Origin of the sequence: Spongiibacter tropicus DSM 19543, assembly GCF_000420325.1 — a bacterium.
GTDB lineage: Bacteria > Pseudomonadota > Gammaproteobacteria > Pseudomonadales > Spongiibacteraceae > Spongiibacter > Spongiibacter tropicus.
The window spans coordinates 1,793,876-1,813,349 of sequence record NZ_ATUS01000001.1 but is presented as its reverse complement, the minus strand read 5'-3'; the positions used below and the strand labels follow the sequence as shown (position 1 = coordinate 1,813,349).

The following is a 19,474-nucleotide window of genomic DNA, read 5'->3' as shown; positions in this document are numbered from 1 at the left end:
CGGTGCGATCACGCATCCATCTGAATTGCGTTACTCCGTATCGTGCGGTTGGCTTGGTTTCTCTGCGCCGCCAGCAGGTTTGGTGCCGAGGGCGGGAACCAGTGAGTGCCAGGCGACCAGCACTACCGCGAACGCGAGTAAAAATAGTCCGGGAGTCATATCGGTATACCTTGAAAATCTGCTCGGTAAATCAACCACAGTTGTCCAATGTGATTACGTTATCCGAACGCGAGAATTTTGGTATACGCAGATGCCGCAGTCTCCGCAGAAGATTGTTACATGCCTCTGGCGAAGCGGCAAGCGACTTCGCCAGAGCGGGGACGGGCTTACCAGCGGTAGCTGGCTTGCAGTGCAACCGTGCGTGGTGCATTGATCAGCGCGTGGTGCGTGGTGGCGCCGGTAACCGTTTTGGCGGTGGGAGCGTCTACGCCGTACAGAACCACCAGTTCATCACTGAGGTTCTTGCCGAGCAGGGCCAGTTCCCAACTGCCGTCGATGGCTGATACGGCGACTCGGCCGTTGTACTGGATATAGGCTTCTTGCTTGATGCGATTATCCATGTTCGGCGAGGGGTGGTATTCGTCGGTGAAGATAGCATCGATATTGGCGCGGAACATCAGCCAGTCGCTCAGAGGACGCTCGTAAGACAGCAGCAGGTTGCCGGAATAGTCGGCGACGTACTGGTTGGTCTTGCCACTGAAGTCGCAGTTCACGCCATTGGGGTTGTCCGGTACCTGGTCTTGAATACAGGTGCCGAAGGCATGGTCGAGAAACTCGAAGTCGAGGAAGGCCAGGCCCCCGGCGAGTATCAGGTTCTCGGTCAATGCCAGGCGGCCATCCAGCTCGAGACCTTGTGAGATCGCGCTGGCGGCGTTGCCCACGTTAAAGCCGAGGGTGCCATCGAAGACGCTGACTTGCAGATTGTCGAATTCGGTGCGGAACAGGGCCGCGTTCAGCTCGGCGGCGCCGTCCAGCAGTGACGTTTTAAAGCCCAGCTCGTAGCTCAGTGCTTCCTCTTCTTCAAATTCGAAGCTGCCGATCAGCACCTGTTGGTTGGTGGTGAGGGCGTTGGGGTTGACCGGCGTGGGGTCGGCGCTGGGGGAGGCGTTGGAGCGCGCATCGAAGCCGCCAGACTTGTAGCCTCGGCTGGCTGAGAAGTAGGCCATCAGCGTGTCGGTGGCGTCCCACTGAATATTGATCAGCGGCGCAAACTGCACTTCTTCGCGCTCGCCTTTCAGGCTGTGGCGCTCGGCGCCGAAGCTGACGGCAGCGGCGGTATCCACTTCTCCGGCGGGCTGCACGGTGCCGTCTTCGAAGGTGAAGTTGAAGTCGCGAGAGCCCTCCTTATTTTCCCATGTCAGGCGGCCACCCAGCGTCAGGCGGAACTCGCTGCTGACATTCCAGGTAGATTGCAGGAAGGTTGAGGCAATTTTCGACTCGCTGTAGAAGGTGCGGGGGGTGCGGATGCCGCGCAGCGCGTTGCCGGCGTCGCCGATACCGGCGATTTCGAAGGCGCTGGATGCACCTGCCAGCGGATCATAGTCGCCGCGAGCGCCGCCTTCGATCAGGTCGGCAGCATTAACCAGTTGCGGCACGATATCAGAGGGGAGGTACAGTGAATCGAAGAAGTCCAGCTCGCTGTACTGCAGGTACAGGCCGCCGATAAATTCAAACTCTTCGCCAGCGGGCGAAATCCAGCGGAATTCCTGACTGAACTGCTTGTATTCTTCCTCGAACTCGACCTGGAACAGCGGAGCGCCCGTGAAGTCGCAGTCGCAGTCCTCGTCGTATTCGTAGCCCATGATGCCGGTGATCGAGGTGAACTGGTGGCCATCGCGGTACCAGTCGACGTTGGCGGTAAAATTGTAGGTGTCGTTGTAACTGAAGTCGCCGTTGCTGTGGCGTTTGCGGTCGGCAGTGTTATTCAGTACGCCGGAGTCGGAGTCGATATCGACCAGCGCGCCGCTGCCTTGTAACTGCAGGGCGTCCAGCAGAAATTGCGGAAGGATACCGACCAGCCCGCCCAGTCCGCCGAGATCGGGGAAGACGGTGCGGTCCATAATCTCACCGTAGGTGCGGCCATTAAACAGGAAGACGTCGTCGGTGGAGGGCTCGTTGGTGATGATTTCAGAGGTGCGGCCGATGACATCGAAGGAGCCGGATTCAATTTTGAAATTGGCGACAACGTCGTCGCTGACATCCCACAAAAGTTTAAAGCGCAGGGTTTCCTCGTCGCGCTGTGCTTCGTCGCGGTCCAGTACGAGGTTCTCCATGTAGCCATCCATTTCGCGTTTACGCGCGGCGAAACGGTAGCCGAAGCGGTCGCTGATCGGGCCGCTTAATACCAGGTCGACAATGCGCTCATTCAGCTCGGGCTCGTAGGTCAGCTGAACATTGCCTTCGAAGTCCTCGGTGGGATCGGCGGTCTTGATATTGATGGCACCGGCAATACTGTTTTTACCCAGCAGAATATTCTGTGGGCCGCGCAGCACCTCTACTCGGGACAGATCAAGAAACGGCGCGCGGGCAAGCTGGGCGCGGCCGTAGTAGATGCCGTCGACATACATACCAACGGATTGCTCAAAGCCCTGGTTCTCGCCGGAGCCGATACCCCGGATGTAGATGTCGGTGCCAATGCCCGACTCCGACATGGTGAAGTTGGGCACATAGGCTTGCAGGTCTTCGATTTTGGCGATGCCCGCCTCCATCATTTTTTCACCGCCAATGGCACTCACCGAGACCGGCACATCTTGCAGACTTTGCTGGCGCAGTTGTGCCGTAACAACGACTTCTTCCAGAACGGGGCCGGCAACGGCTGCGCCGGAAACAAGCAGGGGAAGCAGCGATGAAGCTGCGCGGATACGAATTTTCATTGATGACCCTCTGAACCGCTTGCGCTACCCGCTACTGGCCAGGGGTGCGCTTTTTGTTATGGATGCAAGACGTAAATACAACGAGGTCTTTACTCGGGAGCGACCCAAATAACGACTTAACTATGTATTGTCGCGCGCGGCCAAGGCCCGTGCATTGGCTGCTGTAGGGCTTATAGCAGATATTTCGGTCAATGGGAGATGTTGTGGCGGGCCGCGTATCGGCCCGCCACGCTAGAGTCAGGGGCGCAAGGGGCGCAGATCGAGGTTTTGCAGAGAGTGGTCGAAGGCATCGGTCAGCATGCAGTCGTAGCGCATGGCCTCGTAATCGCGGAGAGCCGCGGCTTCTTCCTCAGTGATAAGACCTTCAGCCACTGCGGCGGTGACCCGGGCGTCCCGGTTGGTGCCGCTCAGACGGCTTTCCGCTTTCAGGAAGCGCTCGTAGAGCGGCTCAATGTCCAGCAGTTGCCGATAGGTTTCCAATACCCGTCCCACCGATTCGTCGGCGTTGTGGCTGACGTAAACCTTGTCTGCCAGCAGTTCGCGTACGGCCTGAGGTTGCATGATCAGCTCGCCCAATTGGCGAATCTGCTGATCGTCAGGTGCTTTGGCGGCGTCGCCAAAGGGGAAGAACAGGCGTTTCAGCACGGGGCCGAGGCCCGGCACCGGGAAGTTGGCATACAGGGCGTTCAAGGCTTGCTGGGCCGCGGAAAAACAACGCTGCAGCGCGTAGTCGGCGTGTGCAATGGCCGCATCGCTGTGGGGCTGGCTGTGATGGAATTTCAGCAATGCAGATGCGATCACCAATTGGCTGTGAACGTCGCCCAGCCGTGCTGACAGCATCTCCCGGCGCTTGAGATCGCCCCCCAGACTGACCAATACCACGTCAGCAGTGGCGGCAAAGGCCGCGGCGAAGCGTTCCATTTGTCGATAGTGTCTGCGCAGTGTTTTCCCCTGCCCGGCTGTACTGAGTCGTCCGCCGGAGAAGCCCAGCAGCATGGCGCGACTGACATTGCTCGCGGTGTGGCCGAGGTGAGCGCTGAACAGGGCATCGAAGCGCTGGGGCGCCTCGGCACTGTCGTCGTTGAGCAACAGCATTTCATCGGCAAGGAAAGGGTGACAGCGGATGGCGCCCTGCCCGAAAATCATCAGCGACCGTGTGAGAATATTGGCTCCCTCGACGGTAATGGCGATGGGCACGGTCTGGTAAGTGAGGGCCATAAAATTGCGCGGCCCCATTTGAATGCCGCGTCCGCCGAGGACATCCATGCTGTGGTTGACCAGTGTGCGCATCATTTCGGTGGCGTGACACTTCGCCATGGCAGTGAGCACGGAGGGTGCGCCGTCGGCCAATGCTCGGGTGACAAAGGCGCGGAAGGCTTCGAGGGTGTACGCCGAGGCCGCGATTTCGGCAGTGGCTTCCTGGACGCCCTCGAATTTACCCACCGGGATGCCGAACTGGCGGCGCAGGCGCACATACGCGCCGACACTGAGATAGGCCATTTCGCCAGCCGCAGTCGACAGCGCGGGTAAGGAAATGCCCCGCCCGGCACCCAGGCATTCCACCAGCATTTGCCAGCCTTTGCCGATGTAGTCTTTGCCACCGATCAGCAGCTCAAAAGGAATGAATACATCGCGGCCGGTAAGCGGGCCGTTCATAAAGGCGGCGCCAGGGTTGTGGCGGCGGCCGATATCGATGCCCGGTAAATCTGCCGGCACCAGCGCGCAGCAGATACCCAGGTCGCTGTCGCCTTCCAGCAGACCGTCGGGGTCGTGCAGGCGAAACGCCAGGCCAATCACCGTGGCAATGGGGGCGAGGGTGATCCAGCGTTTGGAAAAGCTGAGTTTGATACCCAGGGTCTCTTCTCCGCGATACTTGCCCTTACAGACTTCGCCGTAATCGGGAATCGCCCCGGCATCAGAACCGGCGTCGGGACCGGTCAGGCCGAAGCAGGGGATTTCCTCGCCGCTGGCCAGGCGCGGCAGCCAGTACTGCTGCTGTTCCGGGGTGCCGTACTTCGCCAGCAATTCGCCGGGCCCCAGTGAGTTGGGCACCATCACGGTTACAGCCGCCACACTGGAGCGGCTGGCAATTTTGCTGACAACCCGGCTCTGGGCGTAGGGACTGAAGTGCAGACCGCCGAATTCCTCGGGGATGATAAGACTGAAGAAGCGTTTTTCTTTAATGAACTGCCAGACCTCTTCCGGCAGGTCTCTCAATTCGTGCTGAATCTGCCACTCATCAAGCATGGCGCAGAGCTGCTCGGTTTCATTGTCGATAAAGGCCTGTTCACGCTGGCTGAGCGTAGACAGCTCAATATCCTCAAATTGCTGCCAGTCCGGACGACCGGAAAACAGCTCTTTCTCCCACCAGGTGGTGCCGGCCTCCAGCGCCTCGCGCTCGGTGTCGCTCATTTCGGGCATCATTTTCGCGAGGGTGCGCCGCACCGGTTCGCTGACCAGTCGCAGCCGCAAACCATCGTGCAGGACAACGGCGAGGGCGGCAAACAGCAGGATCAACCAGACGGGATACAGCAGCGCATCCTCGATGCTGCCTGCCAGCAGCCAGCTCAGGGCAAAAATGATGGCACCGCGGCGCCGGGGTAAACGCAGGCTGAAAACAGCCAGCAGGGAAACCGCTATACATAGAACGGCAATAATCGTGTCCATGACGCACTCCTTTTTGGGGCTCTACGGCATTGGTAGGGGCAAAGATCAGTTGCGCCTACCAGCCTATGCTTTCTGACCCTGCTTTGCACAGGGTCAGATCACAAGAAGTGTGCGGTGGAGGTAATGCCTGTGCTCAGGAACGCCAGCTGAATGTCGCGCCCCACACCACGGGCATGCCGGTATAGCGGCCAATCGTATCGAGCTGGTTGGTGACGTTGTTGTAGTAATACTCGTCGGTGATGTTGCGTCCCCAGAGCTGCAGTGACCACGGTCCGGCGAGTGGCGAGACGCCGATGCGGGCATTGATAATGGTGTAGTCGTCCATGAAGAAACGCGGGTCTTTTTGCAGCGAGGCATTGGTTTCGCCGCGATAGCTGAGGTCGCCGCCCAGACTGAGCTGATAGCGATCAGTCAGCGGCAGGCTGTAATCGACAATCAGCGAGTATTCCCACTGGGGGCTGTAGTTAAAGGGTTTGCCGCTGAAGTCGAACTCGTCGCCATTGCGGTCGCCGCTGATAAACTCTTCCACCTCGGTGTCCAGGTAGGAGGCTTGCAGCGCCACAAACAGACCGGTGACTGGGTTCATCTTCAGGTCGAGTTCAGCGCCGCGTACTGAGGATTTGGGCGCATTGCGCAGTACCGGCAGTGCACCAAAAATCGGATCGCGGAAATTAGTGACAAGCTGTTTGTCTCGGTAGCGGTAATCAAACACCGAGGCGTTGAACTGGATACGTTCCAGCAGGCGGAGCTTGGCGCCGACTTCGATGGCATCCAGACGCTCCTGAGTGGCGGGCGCGTATTGGGCGGAGTCGGAAATATTAATCAGCGGGAAACTGCCAGATTTGTAACCCCGGCTCAGGCCCACAAACAACAGCTTGTCGGCGGCAAATTCCCAGTCCAGTGCGATGCGACCGGAGATATTGTCTTCGTGCAATTCACCGAAGAAGCGGCCGGGACGGCGGGTTTCGCTGTCCAGCGTAAAGCAGCCGCCGCGCTCGGCGGTGCCGGGGGCGTAGCCAGCCATGGGTGCCTGCAACAGGCTGATCAGGCTGATGGCATTGGCCAGGCCGATACCGCGGTCCTGAGCACCGGGTGCTTCCTGGTCTGCGCCGGGATCGTCGCCTACATCCACATCCCTTGAGCAGCCATTGAAGTCGCGCAGCTCGTCGGTGTAGCGAGCGCCCAGCGTTAATTTCCACGCTTCCGCGAAGCGCCATTCGGTGTGAGCGAAAATGGCAGCGACCTCTGCCGTTTGCGTGCCCCCGAAACCGGAGCGGTTATCCAGCAGGGCAAAGCCATCGCCCAGCAGACCGCCCAGCGGACCAACGGGAAAGACGATGCTCACATTCTCGTGATGCAGGCGCTGAAATTCCTCGACTTCATCCTCGCTGTAGTTCAGGCCGAGCTGCCAGAAAACGCTGTCGCCAAGATCGCCGGAAAAGCGCAGTTCGGCATTATAGAAGTCGGTGGTGGCAAACACATTGCGCTCGGTATTAACGGTATCCAGGCCCGACTGTGGGATGAAGCTGCCATCGGACTCAAACTGACCTGCTGATAGCAGCAGGACCATGTCACTGCGTTCACCCAGCCGGTAGTCCAGGCGCATGCCTCCGGAGACGAAGCGGTCATTAAGCCGAAAATTAAGGCCATTATTGGGCCAGTCGGCCGCTTGGGCGTCGGTCGTGTCGGGATCGTTGACCGGGTAGTTGGCCACATCCGGGTGCAGGGCGAATTCGCCGAGAATGGCATTCTGCGATTCGATGGCAATGACCTGCAGGGCTTGAGGCTCGGAGCGGTCGCGCCAGCCGTTGAGATGCAGGTTCAGCGTCCAGTCTTCGCCGCCTTCCCAGCGCAATAACAGCCGTGCGGCATCGCGGTCGACTTCGCCGAGACGGCTGTAGCCGAAGCGCTCGTACTCATTGCCGGGGTCGCGACCGGTTTTGCCATTGTAGGCATCGCTGCCCGCATAACGGGTGCGGCTGCGCTGCCAGCCTTCGCCGGATTGCGTTGTGGTGTAGGCCAGACGGGCAAACAGGGTATCGGTGAGCGAGCCGGAGACAAAGCCCTCAACCGAGGTGGTGTCAAAGCGGCTGTAGCTGATATCGGCGCCGTACTCCAATTCTTCGCCGGGCTTGTTGGCGATGTAGTTAATGGCGCCGCCGGTCGTGTTGCGGCCATACAGCGTGCCCTGTGGCCCTTTGAGCACTTCTACCCGAGCCAGATCGAGGTTACTGCCCTTACTCATTGCCGGAAACGGCAGGTTAAATTCGTCGACGTAGACGCCCACGGTGGCACTGGCTGTCTGGCTATTCTCGTTGAAGCCGACGCCGCGCAGGGTGTAAATGGGGACGTTGAACCCGCCATCGGCGTAGGAGAAGCCGGGCAGCAGTCGCCCGAGGTCGCGGGTGTCGGTGATGCCCAATGCGCTGAGATCCTCGCCTGTATAGGTCGCGATGGCCAGAGGAATACTGTTGGCCCCCTCTTCCTTTTTCTGAGCGGTGACAACAATTTCTTCAATGCTCAGGCCGCGATCAGCGGCGTGAGTGAGGCCGGGCGCAATAGCCGCAGCGAGGCCTGCAGCGCAGGCGCGAGAGATAAAACGGGTCACAGCGAGTCTACCTTGGGCGTGTAAGACACTGACGAGCAGCGAAAAATGCGCAGATGCTAGCAAACTGTGCTGTAGCGCTGGCGGGTTTTTCTATACTGATGCGTTATATGGTTATAACTTATCGGGCGGCGAGTTTCTGCTGCCAAGCGTCGAGAAACCGGTCGCGCTGTGATTCACTCACGGCCGCAGGCCCCAGCCAGACACTCAATATGAGCTTGGCTGCTTCGGGGTCTTGCAATGTGCCCAGCACGGTATCGTTATGTTGCAGTTGCAGGCCGACATCTGTCTGCCAGCGCAACTGGTAGCGGTCTCCTTTCTCTACGCCCAGATACCAGCTGTTGAAGCGGGCGATATCGTCTCGATGCGGGGCCAATTGTGCATCGTCGTAGGTGTCCTCTAGCTGCTCCTGCGTTAGGTCGCGGAAGCGCTCGGCAGAGACTGACAGGGCGTACTCGATAATAATTTGTTTGCTGTAGCCGGGCGACAGAATGTCATTGTTGGCCGGTGCATCCTGACGAGGATCGACCTGCAATTGGGTATAGGTCAGTTCTTTCCACAGCAGCTTGAAACGGTCTGCGGCTACGGTTTCCCACGGTGTGGCATGCAGCGTAGTGCTCAGCAGGGTCAGTATGACGGCGACGAATTGCTTAGGCATTGTGCACCTCCTCATTCAGATAGCGCAGCTGGGGTCTGCCCAGCATGAAAAACACCAGAATTTTGAGTGCGACCGGTGCCGCGACGTACGCGGCGGTAATCGCCCAGTCCGGCGGCACGGTTGATTGGGCGGGTTGCAGCTGACTGCCCAGCCACAGGTAGCCAATACCCACGGCCAGGCCCATCGCGGCTTTACCCAGCATGCTCCAGAGTGCGAAGAGCCGGGCGGCGATGGTGGCATCGGATTCGTTCATCAACTGGCGTGCCAGTCCGGTTTGCATGGCTGACGGCAACGCCTGATCGGCGCCCAGCATCAGGCCGGTGCCAATACTGATCGCGATAAATGCATAGGCATCGCCCGCAGATAGGCCGACGGCGAGCGCGAACAGTATGGCGGAGAGAATCAGGCCCAGACGCCAGCAGTTCAGGCTTCCCCAGCGGCGGGCCAGCGCATACCACGCGGGAACGGCGAGCAGCCCGGCGAGAAAATAACTGAGCAGTGCCGCGGGGATCATCGCTTCGGCTTCCAGGACTTCACGCATAAATAATACGAGTACGGTGCCGGGGATGGCATTGGCCAGCATATTGACGAACCAGGGCAGCGCCAGTGCGCGAACTCGGCGGTCGCCGAGCAGCTCTCCGAATCGGCGCTGTTGAGCGCCAGTTGGGCGGTGGCTGCCTTGTGCTGTGATGGCCACCAGCAAAAACAGCAGCATGCCCGCAGCGGCAACAGGAAGGCTGCGGGCGTCGAGGATGGCTGGGGCCAGCATCGCAATCAGCGTACCGAAGAGCAGCATCGCCTCGCGGGCGCTGTTGAAGGCCAGCCGTTCGTTGTCATTCCTGCTGAGTAGCACCGGAAGTGCCAGCCAGGGCACGTTGATCATCGTCCAGCCGAGCATCAGCGTGACGAGACTGAGCAGCATCAGGCCGCTGGGCCAGGGGTGGCTGACGCCCATCAAGGCGGCTGCGCTCAGTGCCATCAACAGCCATCCAAGCAGCCAGAGTGATCGCCGGCTGCCGAATCGGTCAACAGCCGCGCCCGTCGGCAGATCGGTAAACACATCGGTAATACGGGCGAGAAAGAACAGCGCACCGACCGTGGCGTAGCCATAGCCGCCCTGTTCCGCCAGCCACACCGGCGCGTATATATAGAAGGGAAGCCCAAGACTGGCCAGGGGTAGTCCGGGAAGTGCGTATTTAAGCAAGTCCTTAACCGTGGTCTTTTTCACGGTCTGAGATCCCGATGCAGAGGAGTAGAGTAATGACATACAATGTCCATGAGAGTGTAATAATCCCTTCGTCGCTATCATCACTTCGGTAACGGCTTACGTATAACTCACTTGTCGAGATCACAGTTGTAGTTGGCTTTATGAATAATTCGCAGCGAATCGCCGTTATTGGTTCCGGTATCTCCGGCTTGAGTTGTGCCTGGCTCCTGAATAAGGAGCATGAGGTCACTCTCTATGAAGAAGACGAAAGACTGGGGGGACACAGCAATACCGTGGACATTATGACCACCGCCGGCACGATCGCGGTGGATACCGGGTTCATTGTGTTCAACGAAAAATGCTACCCCAATCTGATCGCCTTGTTCGATGCACTGGGGGTTAAGTCTTTGGCCACGGATATGTCCTTCGGTGTGTCCCTGGACAACGGGCGATTGGAGTACTCGGGATCAGACTCGATCTCGACGCTCTTCGCGCAGAAACGCAACCTGCTGCGCCCGCGCTTTTGGAAAATGATTTTTGACCTGCTGCGTTTCTATCGCGAGAGCGAAGGCTGGCTCAGCAGCCTGCCCGACGAGCTGTCGTTGGGCGAGCTGTTACGCAAGGAAAAATTCGGCCCCGGCTTCTGCGACGACCACCTGTTGCCCATGGGGGCGGCGATTTGGTCGACGCCCGTCGATCAAATGCTGGCATATCCCGCCAAAACCTTTCTGCGCTTTTGCGATAATCATGGCCTGCTACAAGTGCGCGATCGGCCACAATGGCGCACGGTCATTGGCGGCTCACGAGAATACGTTAATCGTATTGGTAGCGAGCTGGGCGACCGCGTGAAATTGCAATGCGGTGTGACGCGTGTGGAGCGTTTTGCGGACCATGTGGTGGTTCACGATACTCAGGGCCATCAGCAGCGTTTTGATCAGGTTGTTTTCGCCTGCCATGCCGATCAGGCTCTGGCCATGCTGGCCGATGCCAGTTTTGAGGAGCGCCGTCTGCTGGGCGCGTTCCGCTACGAGGAAAACCGCGCGGTGTTGCATTGTGACGAGCGCCTGATGCCGAGGCTGCCCGAGGTGTGGTCAAGCTGGAATTACATGGCTGACACCACGGGTGACAGCCAGAAAGTGTCGGTGAGCTATTGGATGAACGCACTGCAGCACCTGCCTTGTGCGGAGCCTGTGGTGGTGTCACTGAATCCGCTGGTCGAGCCGCGCGCCAGTAAAGTGTACCGGCAGTTCAACTATCACCACCCCGTTTTTGACGATGCGGCACTCAGGGCGCAACCGGAACTCTGGTCGCTGCAAGGCGAGCAGCGCAGCTGGTTCTGTGGCAGCTATTTTGGCTACGGTTTCCATGAAGATGGCATTCAGTCGGGGTTGGCGGTGGCCGAGCGCGTTGGCAATATGTCGCGCCCCTGGCAGGTCGACGCCGCGTCGGATCGGGTCAATCTCCCGCCATTGACCGCGGGAATCAGTTCTGCAGCATGAGCTTGCTGCGCAGTGCCTTGTACCGTGGCGAAGTACTGCACCGCCGTTTTCGTCCGGTGCACCACCGTTTTGTCTATCGCGTCGACAGCTTTCTGTTTGATCTCGACGAATTGTCGGCAGTTGCATCGCGCTGCCGCCTGTTTTCACTGAATCGCTTCAATCTATTCAGTTTTTACTTTCGCGACTTCGGCCTGGGCTCGGGCCAGTCTCCCAAGGACTACCTTCAGGCACTGCTGGCTGAACACGGGGTGGCCGCGGCCGCCCGGGCGGAGCTGCTCTGCTATCCGCGTATTCTGGGCTATACCTTCAATCCCTTGAGTGTTTACTACTGTTACGACGCCAGCGACGAACTCTACGCAGTGCTCTACGAGGTCAGCAATACCTTCGGTCAGCGCCATAGCTACCTGATTCCTGCAGACAAGGAGCGCAGTTCGCGTTCCTCAGTCCTTCGCCAGCAGTGTGACAAGGGCTTTTATGTCTCGCCATTCATCCCCATGCAGGCGCGATATCACTTCCGGCTGCGCCGCCCTGACGAGCGCTTGGCGGTGGCGATCCGTGAAACGGATCAGGACGGCGCTCTGCTGCATGCGATGTTTCGGGGTGAGCGACGAGCGCTGAGTGATCGGGCCTTGCTGGCCAGTTTTTGTCGACTGCCGTTTATGACGGTGAAGGTGATGCTGGCGATTCACTGGCAAGCGCTTAAACTCTATATAAAAGGAATGAGAATTCTGCCGCGTCCTGCTGAACCAGATCAGCCGGTTACGCGTATCGGTAAATAAACCAAACTTCCGATACTCGATAGGAATCTCCATGAAATCAGCGCTCGTGCGGTCAAACCCAGAGCTCAGCTCAGGCTGGTGGGTTAGTTCTCAGGGAAAACTGCTGGCCAGGGTGCTTGCGCCACTGGCCAATGCCCGGCGCGGCATCTTGACACTCACCCTGCCCAACGGAAACACGCTTCAATTTGGCGAGCACAGTGATGCCCGTCTCGCTCCGCATGTGCACCTGCACAACTGGAAAAGTCTGCGCAAGGCGCTCAGCGGTGGCTCGGTGGGCTGGAGCGAAGCCTTTATGGATGGCGACTGGGACAGCCCCAATCTGGCAGCGCTCATCGAGTGGGTGGTGGTCAATGAAAGCGACTTCGGCAATATGCTGGAGGGCGGTCGCCTGAAACGTTGGCTGCAGCGTTGGCAACATCGGCGCAACGCCAACAGCAAGCGCGGCAGTCGTCGCAATATTGCCTACCACTACGACTTGGGCAACGACTTCTACAAAACCTGGCTCGATGACAGCATGACCTATTCGTCCGCCCTGTATGAGTCGGGCGTCACGGATCTCGGCGCCGCACAACAGCGGAAATACCAGCGGCTGATTGATGAGCTGGGGGTAAAAGACGGCCAGCGAATTTTGGAAGTGGGCTGTGGCTGGGGAGGCTTTGCTGAGCAACTGTGTCGCCAGCACGATGTACACCTAGATGGTATCACTCTGTCTGAAGAGCAGCTCGCCTATGCGAAGCAGCGTATTCAGGATGCCGGGCTGCAGGACCGGGCGTCGTTCAGCTTGACTGACTACCGGGACACCAAGGGCGAATACGACCACATTGTGTCGATTGAAATGCTGGAAGCGGTGGGCGAGCAATACTGGCCCACGTACTTCGCTACCCTTTTCAAGCGCCTGAAGCCCGGTGGCCGAGCGGCGATTCAGGTCATCACCATAGATCACCAGCGCTTCGAGGGTTATCGAGATAATCCCGATTTCATTCAGCGCTATATCTTCCCGGGCGGCATGCTGCCGAGTCCGGAGCTGTTCCGTGACTATGCCGCCAAGGCCGGGTTCGCTACGCACAGCGAGCTGCCGTTTGGTATTTCCTACGCAGATACCTTAGCCGAGTGGGATCGCACGTTCAGTGCGAACTGGTCGCAGATTGCTCCATTGGGCTTTGACGAGCGCTTCAGAAAAATGTGGAAATACTACCTCGGCTACTGTGAGGGCGGATTTCGGGCGGGCTCTATCGACGTCTATCAATTCGTGCTGCAAAAGCCGCTGAAATGAGCCAGGTCGCCATTATTGGCGCCGGTGTTGCAGGCCTGCTCTGCGCCCGAGACCTGAACCGTCTCGGCATTGCCTGCACGGTCTTCGAAAAATCCCGCGGCCTGGGGGGGCGCTTGGCTCGACGCCAGCACGTGTGGGGAGAATTAGACATCGGCGCGCCCTTCCTGACGGTTCAGACCCCGCCACCCGAATGGGGGCAGCTCGAGGAGCAGGGCTTGCTGGTGGCACGGCGCTTCAGTGCTTGCCGATGGCAGGATGGGACGGTGCAGACCTTGCCGGATCAGCAGCATTACCTTGTGGCGCCGAGTAATAACGGACTTTGTCACTATCTGGCGGAAGGTCTTGATATCCGCCGGGCCTGCCGAGTCGCCAGCGTTGAGGGCGGTAAGCTGATCGATGAGCATCAGCAGTTCCTCGGTGATTTTGCGGGAGTCGTACTTGCGGCGCCTGCGCCCCAGAGTCAGGCCTTGCTGCCTGCCGCCAGCTCATTGAACATCGATTGTCACTGGCAGCCCGGTTGGACCCTGTTGTTGCAGTTCGATGCACCGCTGGACTTACCCGACATTGTCGAGTTTGTCGGGCACCCGCTTTTCCAGCGACTTGTGCACCTGTCGTCGTTACCGGGGCGAGACCACCGCGCCTGTTACTCACTGCAACTGCTGCCCGCCGCCTGCGAGGCACTTCAAGGCAAGGTTTTGGAGGCGACCCTGTTGCCGTGTTTGGAAGCGCTGGGGCAACTGGTGCATTTGCCGGTGTTGTTGCATTGCGACCGGCAGCGCTGGCAGCTGGTTTCCGGTCAGCGCATGCAGATGCCTGACGCCGCGCGTATCGACGAAAAACAGCGAATTGTCTTGGCGGGAGATTGGTGTTCCGGGGGAGGTGTTGAGGGTGCCTGGCACAGTGCAGGGCTTGCGGTGGCGCAGCTCAGTCAGTGGCAGTCGGCCTGCCACTGACTGAATGGACTTACTCTGCTTTGGCCTTCTGGGCAACGGCTTCCCGGCAACCGTCGATCCAGGGCTTGAGCAGCTCCAGTGCGGTCTGATTGCTGGGGGGAAGGTCGTCCTCACACTCGCGCAGGGGGGTCACCCGATCGCCCCACTTAATCAGCGCCGCGCCCCAGGTCAGGCCCGCACCAAACGCCGCCGTCAGGATGTGATCACCGGGTTTAACACGGCCTTCTTCCAGCGCTTCGCACAGGGCAATGGGCACCGTGGCGGCTGAGGTATTGCCGTATTTCTGAATGTTGACCACCACCTTTTCTTCGGGGGCTTTGAGGCGTTTCATCAGCGTTTCGATAATGCGGACATTGGCCTGATGTGGCACCAGCAGGTCGATGTCTTCAGCCGCTACGCCGCTTTTGCTCAGTACATCGTTAACTGCTTCGCCCATACCGCGCACCGCGCGTTTGAAGATTTCCGGCCCTTCAAAGTTGATGTCGTAGTAGCCGTCTATGCCGGAGAAGCGCTCGCGCACGGTTCCAGCGTCACGGGCGGTCAAGATACCGCGGGCGTCGCCATCGCAGCCGAGGCGTTCGGCAATCATGCCGCTTTCTTCGTCATCGGCTTCAAGAATGACCGCACCGGCGCCATCGCCAAACAGTACCGCAACATCGCGCATGGTGTAGTCGAGGAAGTAGGGAATCCGGTCAGCGCCGATAACCAGCACTTTTTTCATGGCACCGGAGCGGATCATGGCGGTGCCGACACTCAGCCCGTAAACAAAGCCGGTACAGGCGGCATTCAAGTCAAATACCGCCGCATTGGTGGCGCCGATGCTGTCCTGAACCATTGAGCCCGAGTTGGGAATCAGCGTGTCCGGGCAGGCGGTGCCCATAATAATGAGGTCCAGTTCACTGGGGTCGAGATCGGCGGCTGCCAGCGCGCGCTTGGCGGCGAGACTCGCCAGCGTGGCGGTAGAGACGTGGGATATGCGTCGCTCTTTAATGCCGGTGCGGCTGGAAATCCATTCGTCTGAGGTGTCGAGGAAGGTCGTAAGGTCTTCGTTGCTGAGTACGGCTGGGGGAACACATTTGCCCCATCCTGTAATCTTGGCGTATGGCATGCGCGGGATCCTCTTCGGTGTAGTGCGGCATTATGCCGAGGCCACTGCGTACTGTCACGCCGCGATTGATGGGAGAAATTGGCGCTTTTTAGTATCTATACCTATGACATGCGTCACGGCTTGCGGGCTATGTCACATTGTGTACGTATAATCCCTTAGGTGTTTTGGACATTTTCCACTCATCGGCAAGGATACAGCGTGCTAGCATAGTGACACTCAAAAGAGCCGTTAGAAATTGTGTTGTACTAAAGTGCAGAGCGTCTATATATGAAAACAAACAAGCGTTGGGGCAGTGGCGCCCGTGTTGATGACCTGAAGACCGGTAAAAAACTGTTGTTGGAAGCAGCGGTTAGCTGTTTTACCGCCAAGGGCGTGAAGTCGACAACGATTGAAGATATCGCGAATGTCGCCAACGTTACCCGGCGCACGGTTTACCGCTACTTCACTGGCAAAGCCGATATTATCGAGGCGCTGGTTGATATTGAGCGCAGCCGTATGTTCGAGCGTCTGGAAAGTGTCGTAGAGCAGTACCGCGACGATTTTCCGCAGATGCTGGAAGAGTGCATCTGGTTCGCGGCTAACTACATGCCCGAAGAAGACAGCCGTCTGGAGTTTACCAGCGGCCGCAACGCCACAGAAATCATGCCCCATCTGGACAATGCGGAATCGGATCGCCTGTGGCGTGAATTGCTGCGCGAGCCGGTTAGCGAGTACAACCGCAGCACCGGCAAGTCGGTCAGTCTGGATGATCTGGTGCCGCTGGCCGGTCGTTTGGCACTGATTTACCGTCAGCACCCGGTGAGCAAGGAAGATTTCCACGCCAGCCTTCGCGCACTGCGATTCTGATCGCTGTTCAACACCCCTTTCCATAAAAGGTCAGCATTTGCTGGCCTTTTTTGTTTCTCCCTCCCTGATTTCATGAGTGTGGCCACGCCCGTAATGCCTTGACGCTCCGATTGCCATCTATCGGCGTATACCTCCCTTTAAACGGTTGGATGCGGGAATATGAACTTCGATTTTTCAGACGACCAGAAGACGATTCAGGAGCAGGCCAAGCTGATGTTGGGCAGAGAGTGCCCGCCATCGCTGGTGCGCGACAGTCTGGAGTCTTCGCCTCCTGAGGTTGATGCCTTGTGGCAACAGATGGTGTCCCTAGGTTGGCCCGCGATGGCGATCGATGAGGCCAATGGCGGACTGGGCCTGGGGTATCTGGAACTCTGCGTCACGGCCATGGAGTTGGGGCGTTCATTGGCGCCCACGCCCTTCATGGCATCGGTCTATTTTGCCACTGAGCTCATAAAAGCCGCCGCGTCTGCTGAGCAGCAGGCTGAATGGTTGCCGGTGCTGGCCTGTGGCGAGGCGATAGGATGTGCTGTCCTGCCTGACAGCCGAACCGGCGTTGCCCCCTTGCGGGTATCTGGCGACAACGCGCTGAGCGGTGTTGCTCGGGGTGTTCTGCATGGAGACTCCGCGACCTTTGCCGTTGTTGCCGCAGAGGGGGCGTCGGGTGCGGCCTTCTTCTATGTGGATCTGGGGCACTCTTCCGTGAAGCGTCGCAAGCTGGCTTCTGTCGATCCCAGTTTGCCACTTGCCGAAATCACTCTTGATGCAACACCGGCTGAGCCCTTGGCAGGAGAGCGGGCTCTGGAAGACGTTTTGGCGTCGGTGGTCAATAAGGCCGCTGTGCTGCTGAGTTTCGAGCAAGTCGGCGGCTGCGAGGCGGCGATCGACATGGCGAAGGCCTATACCGAGGGTCGCTACGCCTTCGGTCGGCAAGTGGCCTCCTTTCAAGCGATAAAGCACAAGCTTGCGGATATGTTCGTGGCGAAAGAGTTGGCGAAGTCCAACGCCTTTTATGGCGCATGGGCGATGACCGACGGCGTGAATGAATTGCCGCTGGCGTCGGCCACCGCGTACGTCAGCGCTGCCAATGCTTACTACCTGTGCAGCAAGGAAAACATCCAGGCGCACGGCGGAATGGGCTTTACCTGGGAGTTTGATTGCCATCTTTATTATCGCCGGGCGCAACTGCTGTCCACCCTGCTTGGGGGGATGCGTGTCTGGAAGCATCGACTGGCTGAACAAATTCTGGCTGCGTGAGAGGACTGACTGATGGATTTTAACGATACTCCAGAGCAAGCGGCATTCCGTGAGGCTGTCCGCCAGTGGCTGAATGCCAATGCCCGGCCTAAACGGGAGGGCGAGAGCCGCAAGTCACAAGCCGCGCTCTTTGACGAAGCAAAGGTCTGGTACAAAAAGCTTGCCGATGCAGGTTACGCCTGTCTGGATTGGCCTGAAGAATACGGTGGCGCGGGTCTGAGTCAGATCCATAAAGTGATCTGGTCGCAGGAGGTTGCGCACTACGCGGAGCCCGATGGTTATTTCGTGATTGGCATTGGTAATTGTGGGCCTGCCATCATGCATTTTGCGCCGGAGGAGCAGCGTCAGGCGCTTCTGCCGCGGATGGCCAGTGCGGAAGACGTCTGGTGCCAGATGTTTTCGGAGCCGAGTGCCGGGTCGGACGTTGCCGGCTTGCGTACCAGTGCGGTAAGAGAGGGCGACACCTGGACGGTCAACGGCCAAAAGATATGGACGTCCGGGGCCCAGCATTCAGATTACGGCATCGTCTTGTGCCGGACCGACCCGACGGTGTCGAAATACCGGGGCCTGACGATGTTCTACATCGATATGCATCAGCCGGGGGTGGAGGTCCGTCCAATCAAACAGATGGATGGCGATGCCCACTTTAACGAAGTCTTTTTCAACGATGCCAAAATTCCGGATGCCCAGCGGCTTGGCGAGGTTGGCGAAGGCTGGGGCGCGGCACTGTTGGTGTTGATGAACGAGCGATTGGCCATTTCCGGCGTTCAGCCGGACGGTTTTCCCGAGTTTCTCGCATTGGTGAAACAGCTTGATCTCGGCGAGCAGCCAGCGCGTGAGCACCCGGCGGTGCGCGAGCGTCTGGCGGACTGGTACTGCCAGCATGCCGGTATTATCGCCTCAACCAACCGTATGCTGACGGCCGTAGCGAAAGGCGGAATGCCTGGCGCAGAGGCCGCGTTGGGTAAGTTGGTGGGGGCCGCAATGAACCAGGATATTGCGCACTATGCGCTTCAGCTCATGGGCGAAGGCGGCAGTATTATGGAGCCGGATATCGCCGAGCAGCAGGCCCACTTCCAGCGGGCCTTGCTGTTCGCCCCGGGTATTCGTCTAGCCGGGGGAACGGACGAAGTGATGCGCAATATCATCGCCGAACAGGTGTTGGGGATGCCCCAAGAGCCCCGTGCTGACAAGGGGTTGGCGTTCTGTGATATTCCCTCGGGCAACGCTGGATGATCTAAGTAATTCCCGCTAACGGATACTCCTTATTCAGGGCGATGCGGGAGATTGCTAAAGTCACTCTCCATAGAGATAGCGAATTATCAGGGGGACTCGACATGGCATCCGTTGCGCAATCATCACAAGCTCCGCAAGCCAAGGCGCCGGAGGGTATTTTTGTTCAGAAGGCCGCCATTGCCCGCCCTTTGCGTGCCAGCTTTCGCAATAGCGACTGGTGGTTGAATGTGGACTATGCCGAGCATATTGATATTGCCAGCGGTGCGGCGTGTCTGGCGAAATTGCGCGCTGCCAGTTGATCTGTTTTTCAGGTGTATGCCTTATTTCCGAACCCCGCGCCAGTCGCGGGGTTTTTCGTTGTGGGTGTCGTCCAGAGAGCCTCCTTCACGGCGGTATCCTAAAAGCGTGCACAGTGCGCATTTTGCTCTCGTTCTTCACGGATTACGGGCTTTTCCCTATACTGCGCTTCAATCACGCTGGCTATGGTGAACACTCAGCGGCTGCCCTGTGGGGCGA

Annotated in this window: 14 protein-coding genes; 8 read left to right on the top strand and 6 right to left on the bottom strand. The window is 58.7% G+C overall.

Going from position 1 to position 19,474, the window contains the following annotated elements; genetic code table 11:
- Positions 1 to 326 precede the first annotated feature (326 nt).
- The 5 genes from G411_RS0108485 to G411_RS0108465 all read right to left on the bottom strand — a co-directional run bounded on the left by G411_RS0108485 (position 327) and on the right by G411_RS0108465 (position 10,070).
- A complete protein-coding gene (locus G411_RS0108485) occupies positions 327 to 2,873 on the bottom strand; it encodes a TonB-dependent receptor (RefSeq protein ID WP_022958764.1) in 2,547 nt (848 codons plus the stop codon).
- Between the two features lie 237 nt (positions 2,874 to 3,110).
- Positions 3,111 to 5,540 carry an acyl-CoA dehydrogenase gene (locus G411_RS0108480; RefSeq protein WP_022958763.1) on the bottom strand — a complete coding sequence of 810 codons (2,430 nt, stop codon included), beginning with the start codon at positions 5,538 to 5,540 and terminating at the stop codon, positions 3,111 to 3,113.
- 133 nt (positions 5,541 to 5,673) lie between these two features.
- The gene (locus tag G411_RS0108475) at positions 5,674 to 8,148 is read right to left on the bottom strand and encodes a TonB-dependent receptor (RefSeq protein ID WP_022958762.1); all 2,475 of its coding nucleotides are present in this window, start codon (positions 8,146 to 8,148) and stop codon (positions 5,674 to 5,676) included.
- 118 nt (positions 8,149 to 8,266) lie between these two features.
- Positions 8,267 to 8,803: a chalcone isomerase family protein gene (locus G411_RS0108470; RefSeq protein WP_022958761.1), complete on the bottom strand. Its 537-nt coding sequence runs from the start codon at positions 8,801 to 8,803 to the stop codon at positions 8,267 to 8,269.
- Positions 8,796 to 10,070: an MFS transporter gene (locus tag G411_RS0108465; RefSeq protein ID WP_169530642.1), complete on the bottom strand. Its 1,275-nt coding sequence runs from the start codon at positions 10,068 to 10,070 to the stop codon at positions 8,796 to 8,798. The genes G411_RS0108470 and G411_RS0108465 overlap by 8 nt, the downstream gene beginning before the upstream one ends.
- Before the next feature lie 101 nt (positions 10,071 to 10,171).
- Between G411_RS0108465 and G411_RS0108460 the strand changes: the two genes are divergently transcribed.
- From G411_RS0108460 to G411_RS0108445, 4 genes are read left to right on the top strand one after another with little or no spacing between them, the layout of a single operon-like run.
- Positions 10,172 to 11,509: an NAD(P)/FAD-dependent oxidoreductase gene (locus tag G411_RS0108460; RefSeq protein ID WP_022958759.1), complete on the top strand. Its 1,338-nt coding sequence runs from the start codon at positions 10,172 to 10,174 to the stop codon at positions 11,507 to 11,509.
- Positions 11,506 to 12,288: a DUF1365 domain-containing protein gene (locus tag G411_RS0108455; protein ID WP_022958758.1), complete on the top strand. Its 783-nt coding sequence runs from the start codon at positions 11,506 to 11,508 to the stop codon at positions 12,286 to 12,288. Before G411_RS0108460 ends, G411_RS0108455 begins: the two co-directional genes overlap by 4 nt.
- Positions 12,289 to 12,319: 31 nt before the next feature.
- A complete protein-coding gene (locus tag G411_RS0108450) occupies positions 12,320 to 13,561 on the top strand; it encodes an SAM-dependent methyltransferase (protein ID WP_022958757.1) in 1,242 nt (413 codons plus the stop codon).
- The gene (locus G411_RS0108445; RefSeq protein ID WP_022958756.1) at positions 13,558 to 14,514 is read left to right on the top strand and encodes an NAD(P)/FAD-dependent oxidoreductase; all 957 of its coding nucleotides are present in this window, start codon (positions 13,558 to 13,560) and stop codon (positions 14,512 to 14,514) included. The genes G411_RS0108450 and G411_RS0108445 overlap by 4 nt, the downstream gene beginning before the upstream one ends.
- Positions 14,515 to 14,524: 10 nt before the next feature.
- Here G411_RS0108445 and G411_RS0108440 read toward each other — a convergent pair whose 3' ends face one another.
- Complete coding sequence (locus G411_RS0108440) at positions 14,525 to 15,622, bottom strand: ketoacyl-ACP synthase III (RefSeq protein ID WP_022958755.1); 1,098 nt, start codon at positions 15,620 to 15,622, stop codon at positions 14,525 to 14,527.
- Between the two features lie 267 nt (positions 15,623 to 15,889).
- Here G411_RS0108440 and G411_RS0108435 point away from each other — a divergent pair, with 267 nt between their 5' ends.
- The 4 genes from G411_RS0108435 (at position 15,890) to G411_RS0108420 (ending at position 19,257) form a co-directional block, all read left to right on the top strand.
- Positions 15,890 to 16,468 carry a TetR/AcrR family transcriptional regulator gene (locus tag G411_RS0108435; RefSeq protein WP_022958754.1) on the top strand — a complete coding sequence of 193 codons (579 nt, stop codon included), beginning with the start codon at positions 15,890 to 15,892 and terminating at the stop codon, positions 16,466 to 16,468.
- Positions 16,469 to 16,627: 159 nt separating this feature from the next.
- Positions 16,628 to 17,722 carry an acyl-CoA dehydrogenase family protein gene (locus G411_RS0108430; RefSeq protein WP_022958753.1) on the top strand — a complete coding sequence of 365 codons (1,095 nt, stop codon included), beginning with the start codon at positions 16,628 to 16,630 and terminating at the stop codon, positions 17,720 to 17,722.
- A gap of 12 nt (positions 17,723 to 17,734) precedes the next feature.
- On the top strand, positions 17,735 to 18,958 hold the full coding sequence (locus G411_RS0108425; RefSeq protein WP_022958752.1) for an acyl-CoA dehydrogenase family protein: 1,224 nt from the start codon (positions 17,735 to 17,737) through the stop codon (positions 18,956 to 18,958).
- 101 nt (positions 18,959 to 19,059) lie between these two features.
- Positions 19,060 to 19,257 carry a hypothetical protein gene (locus tag G411_RS0108420; protein WP_022958751.1) on the top strand — a complete coding sequence of 66 codons (198 nt, stop codon included), beginning with the start codon at positions 19,060 to 19,062 and terminating at the stop codon, positions 19,255 to 19,257.
- Positions 19,258 to 19,474 lie beyond the last annotated feature (217 nt).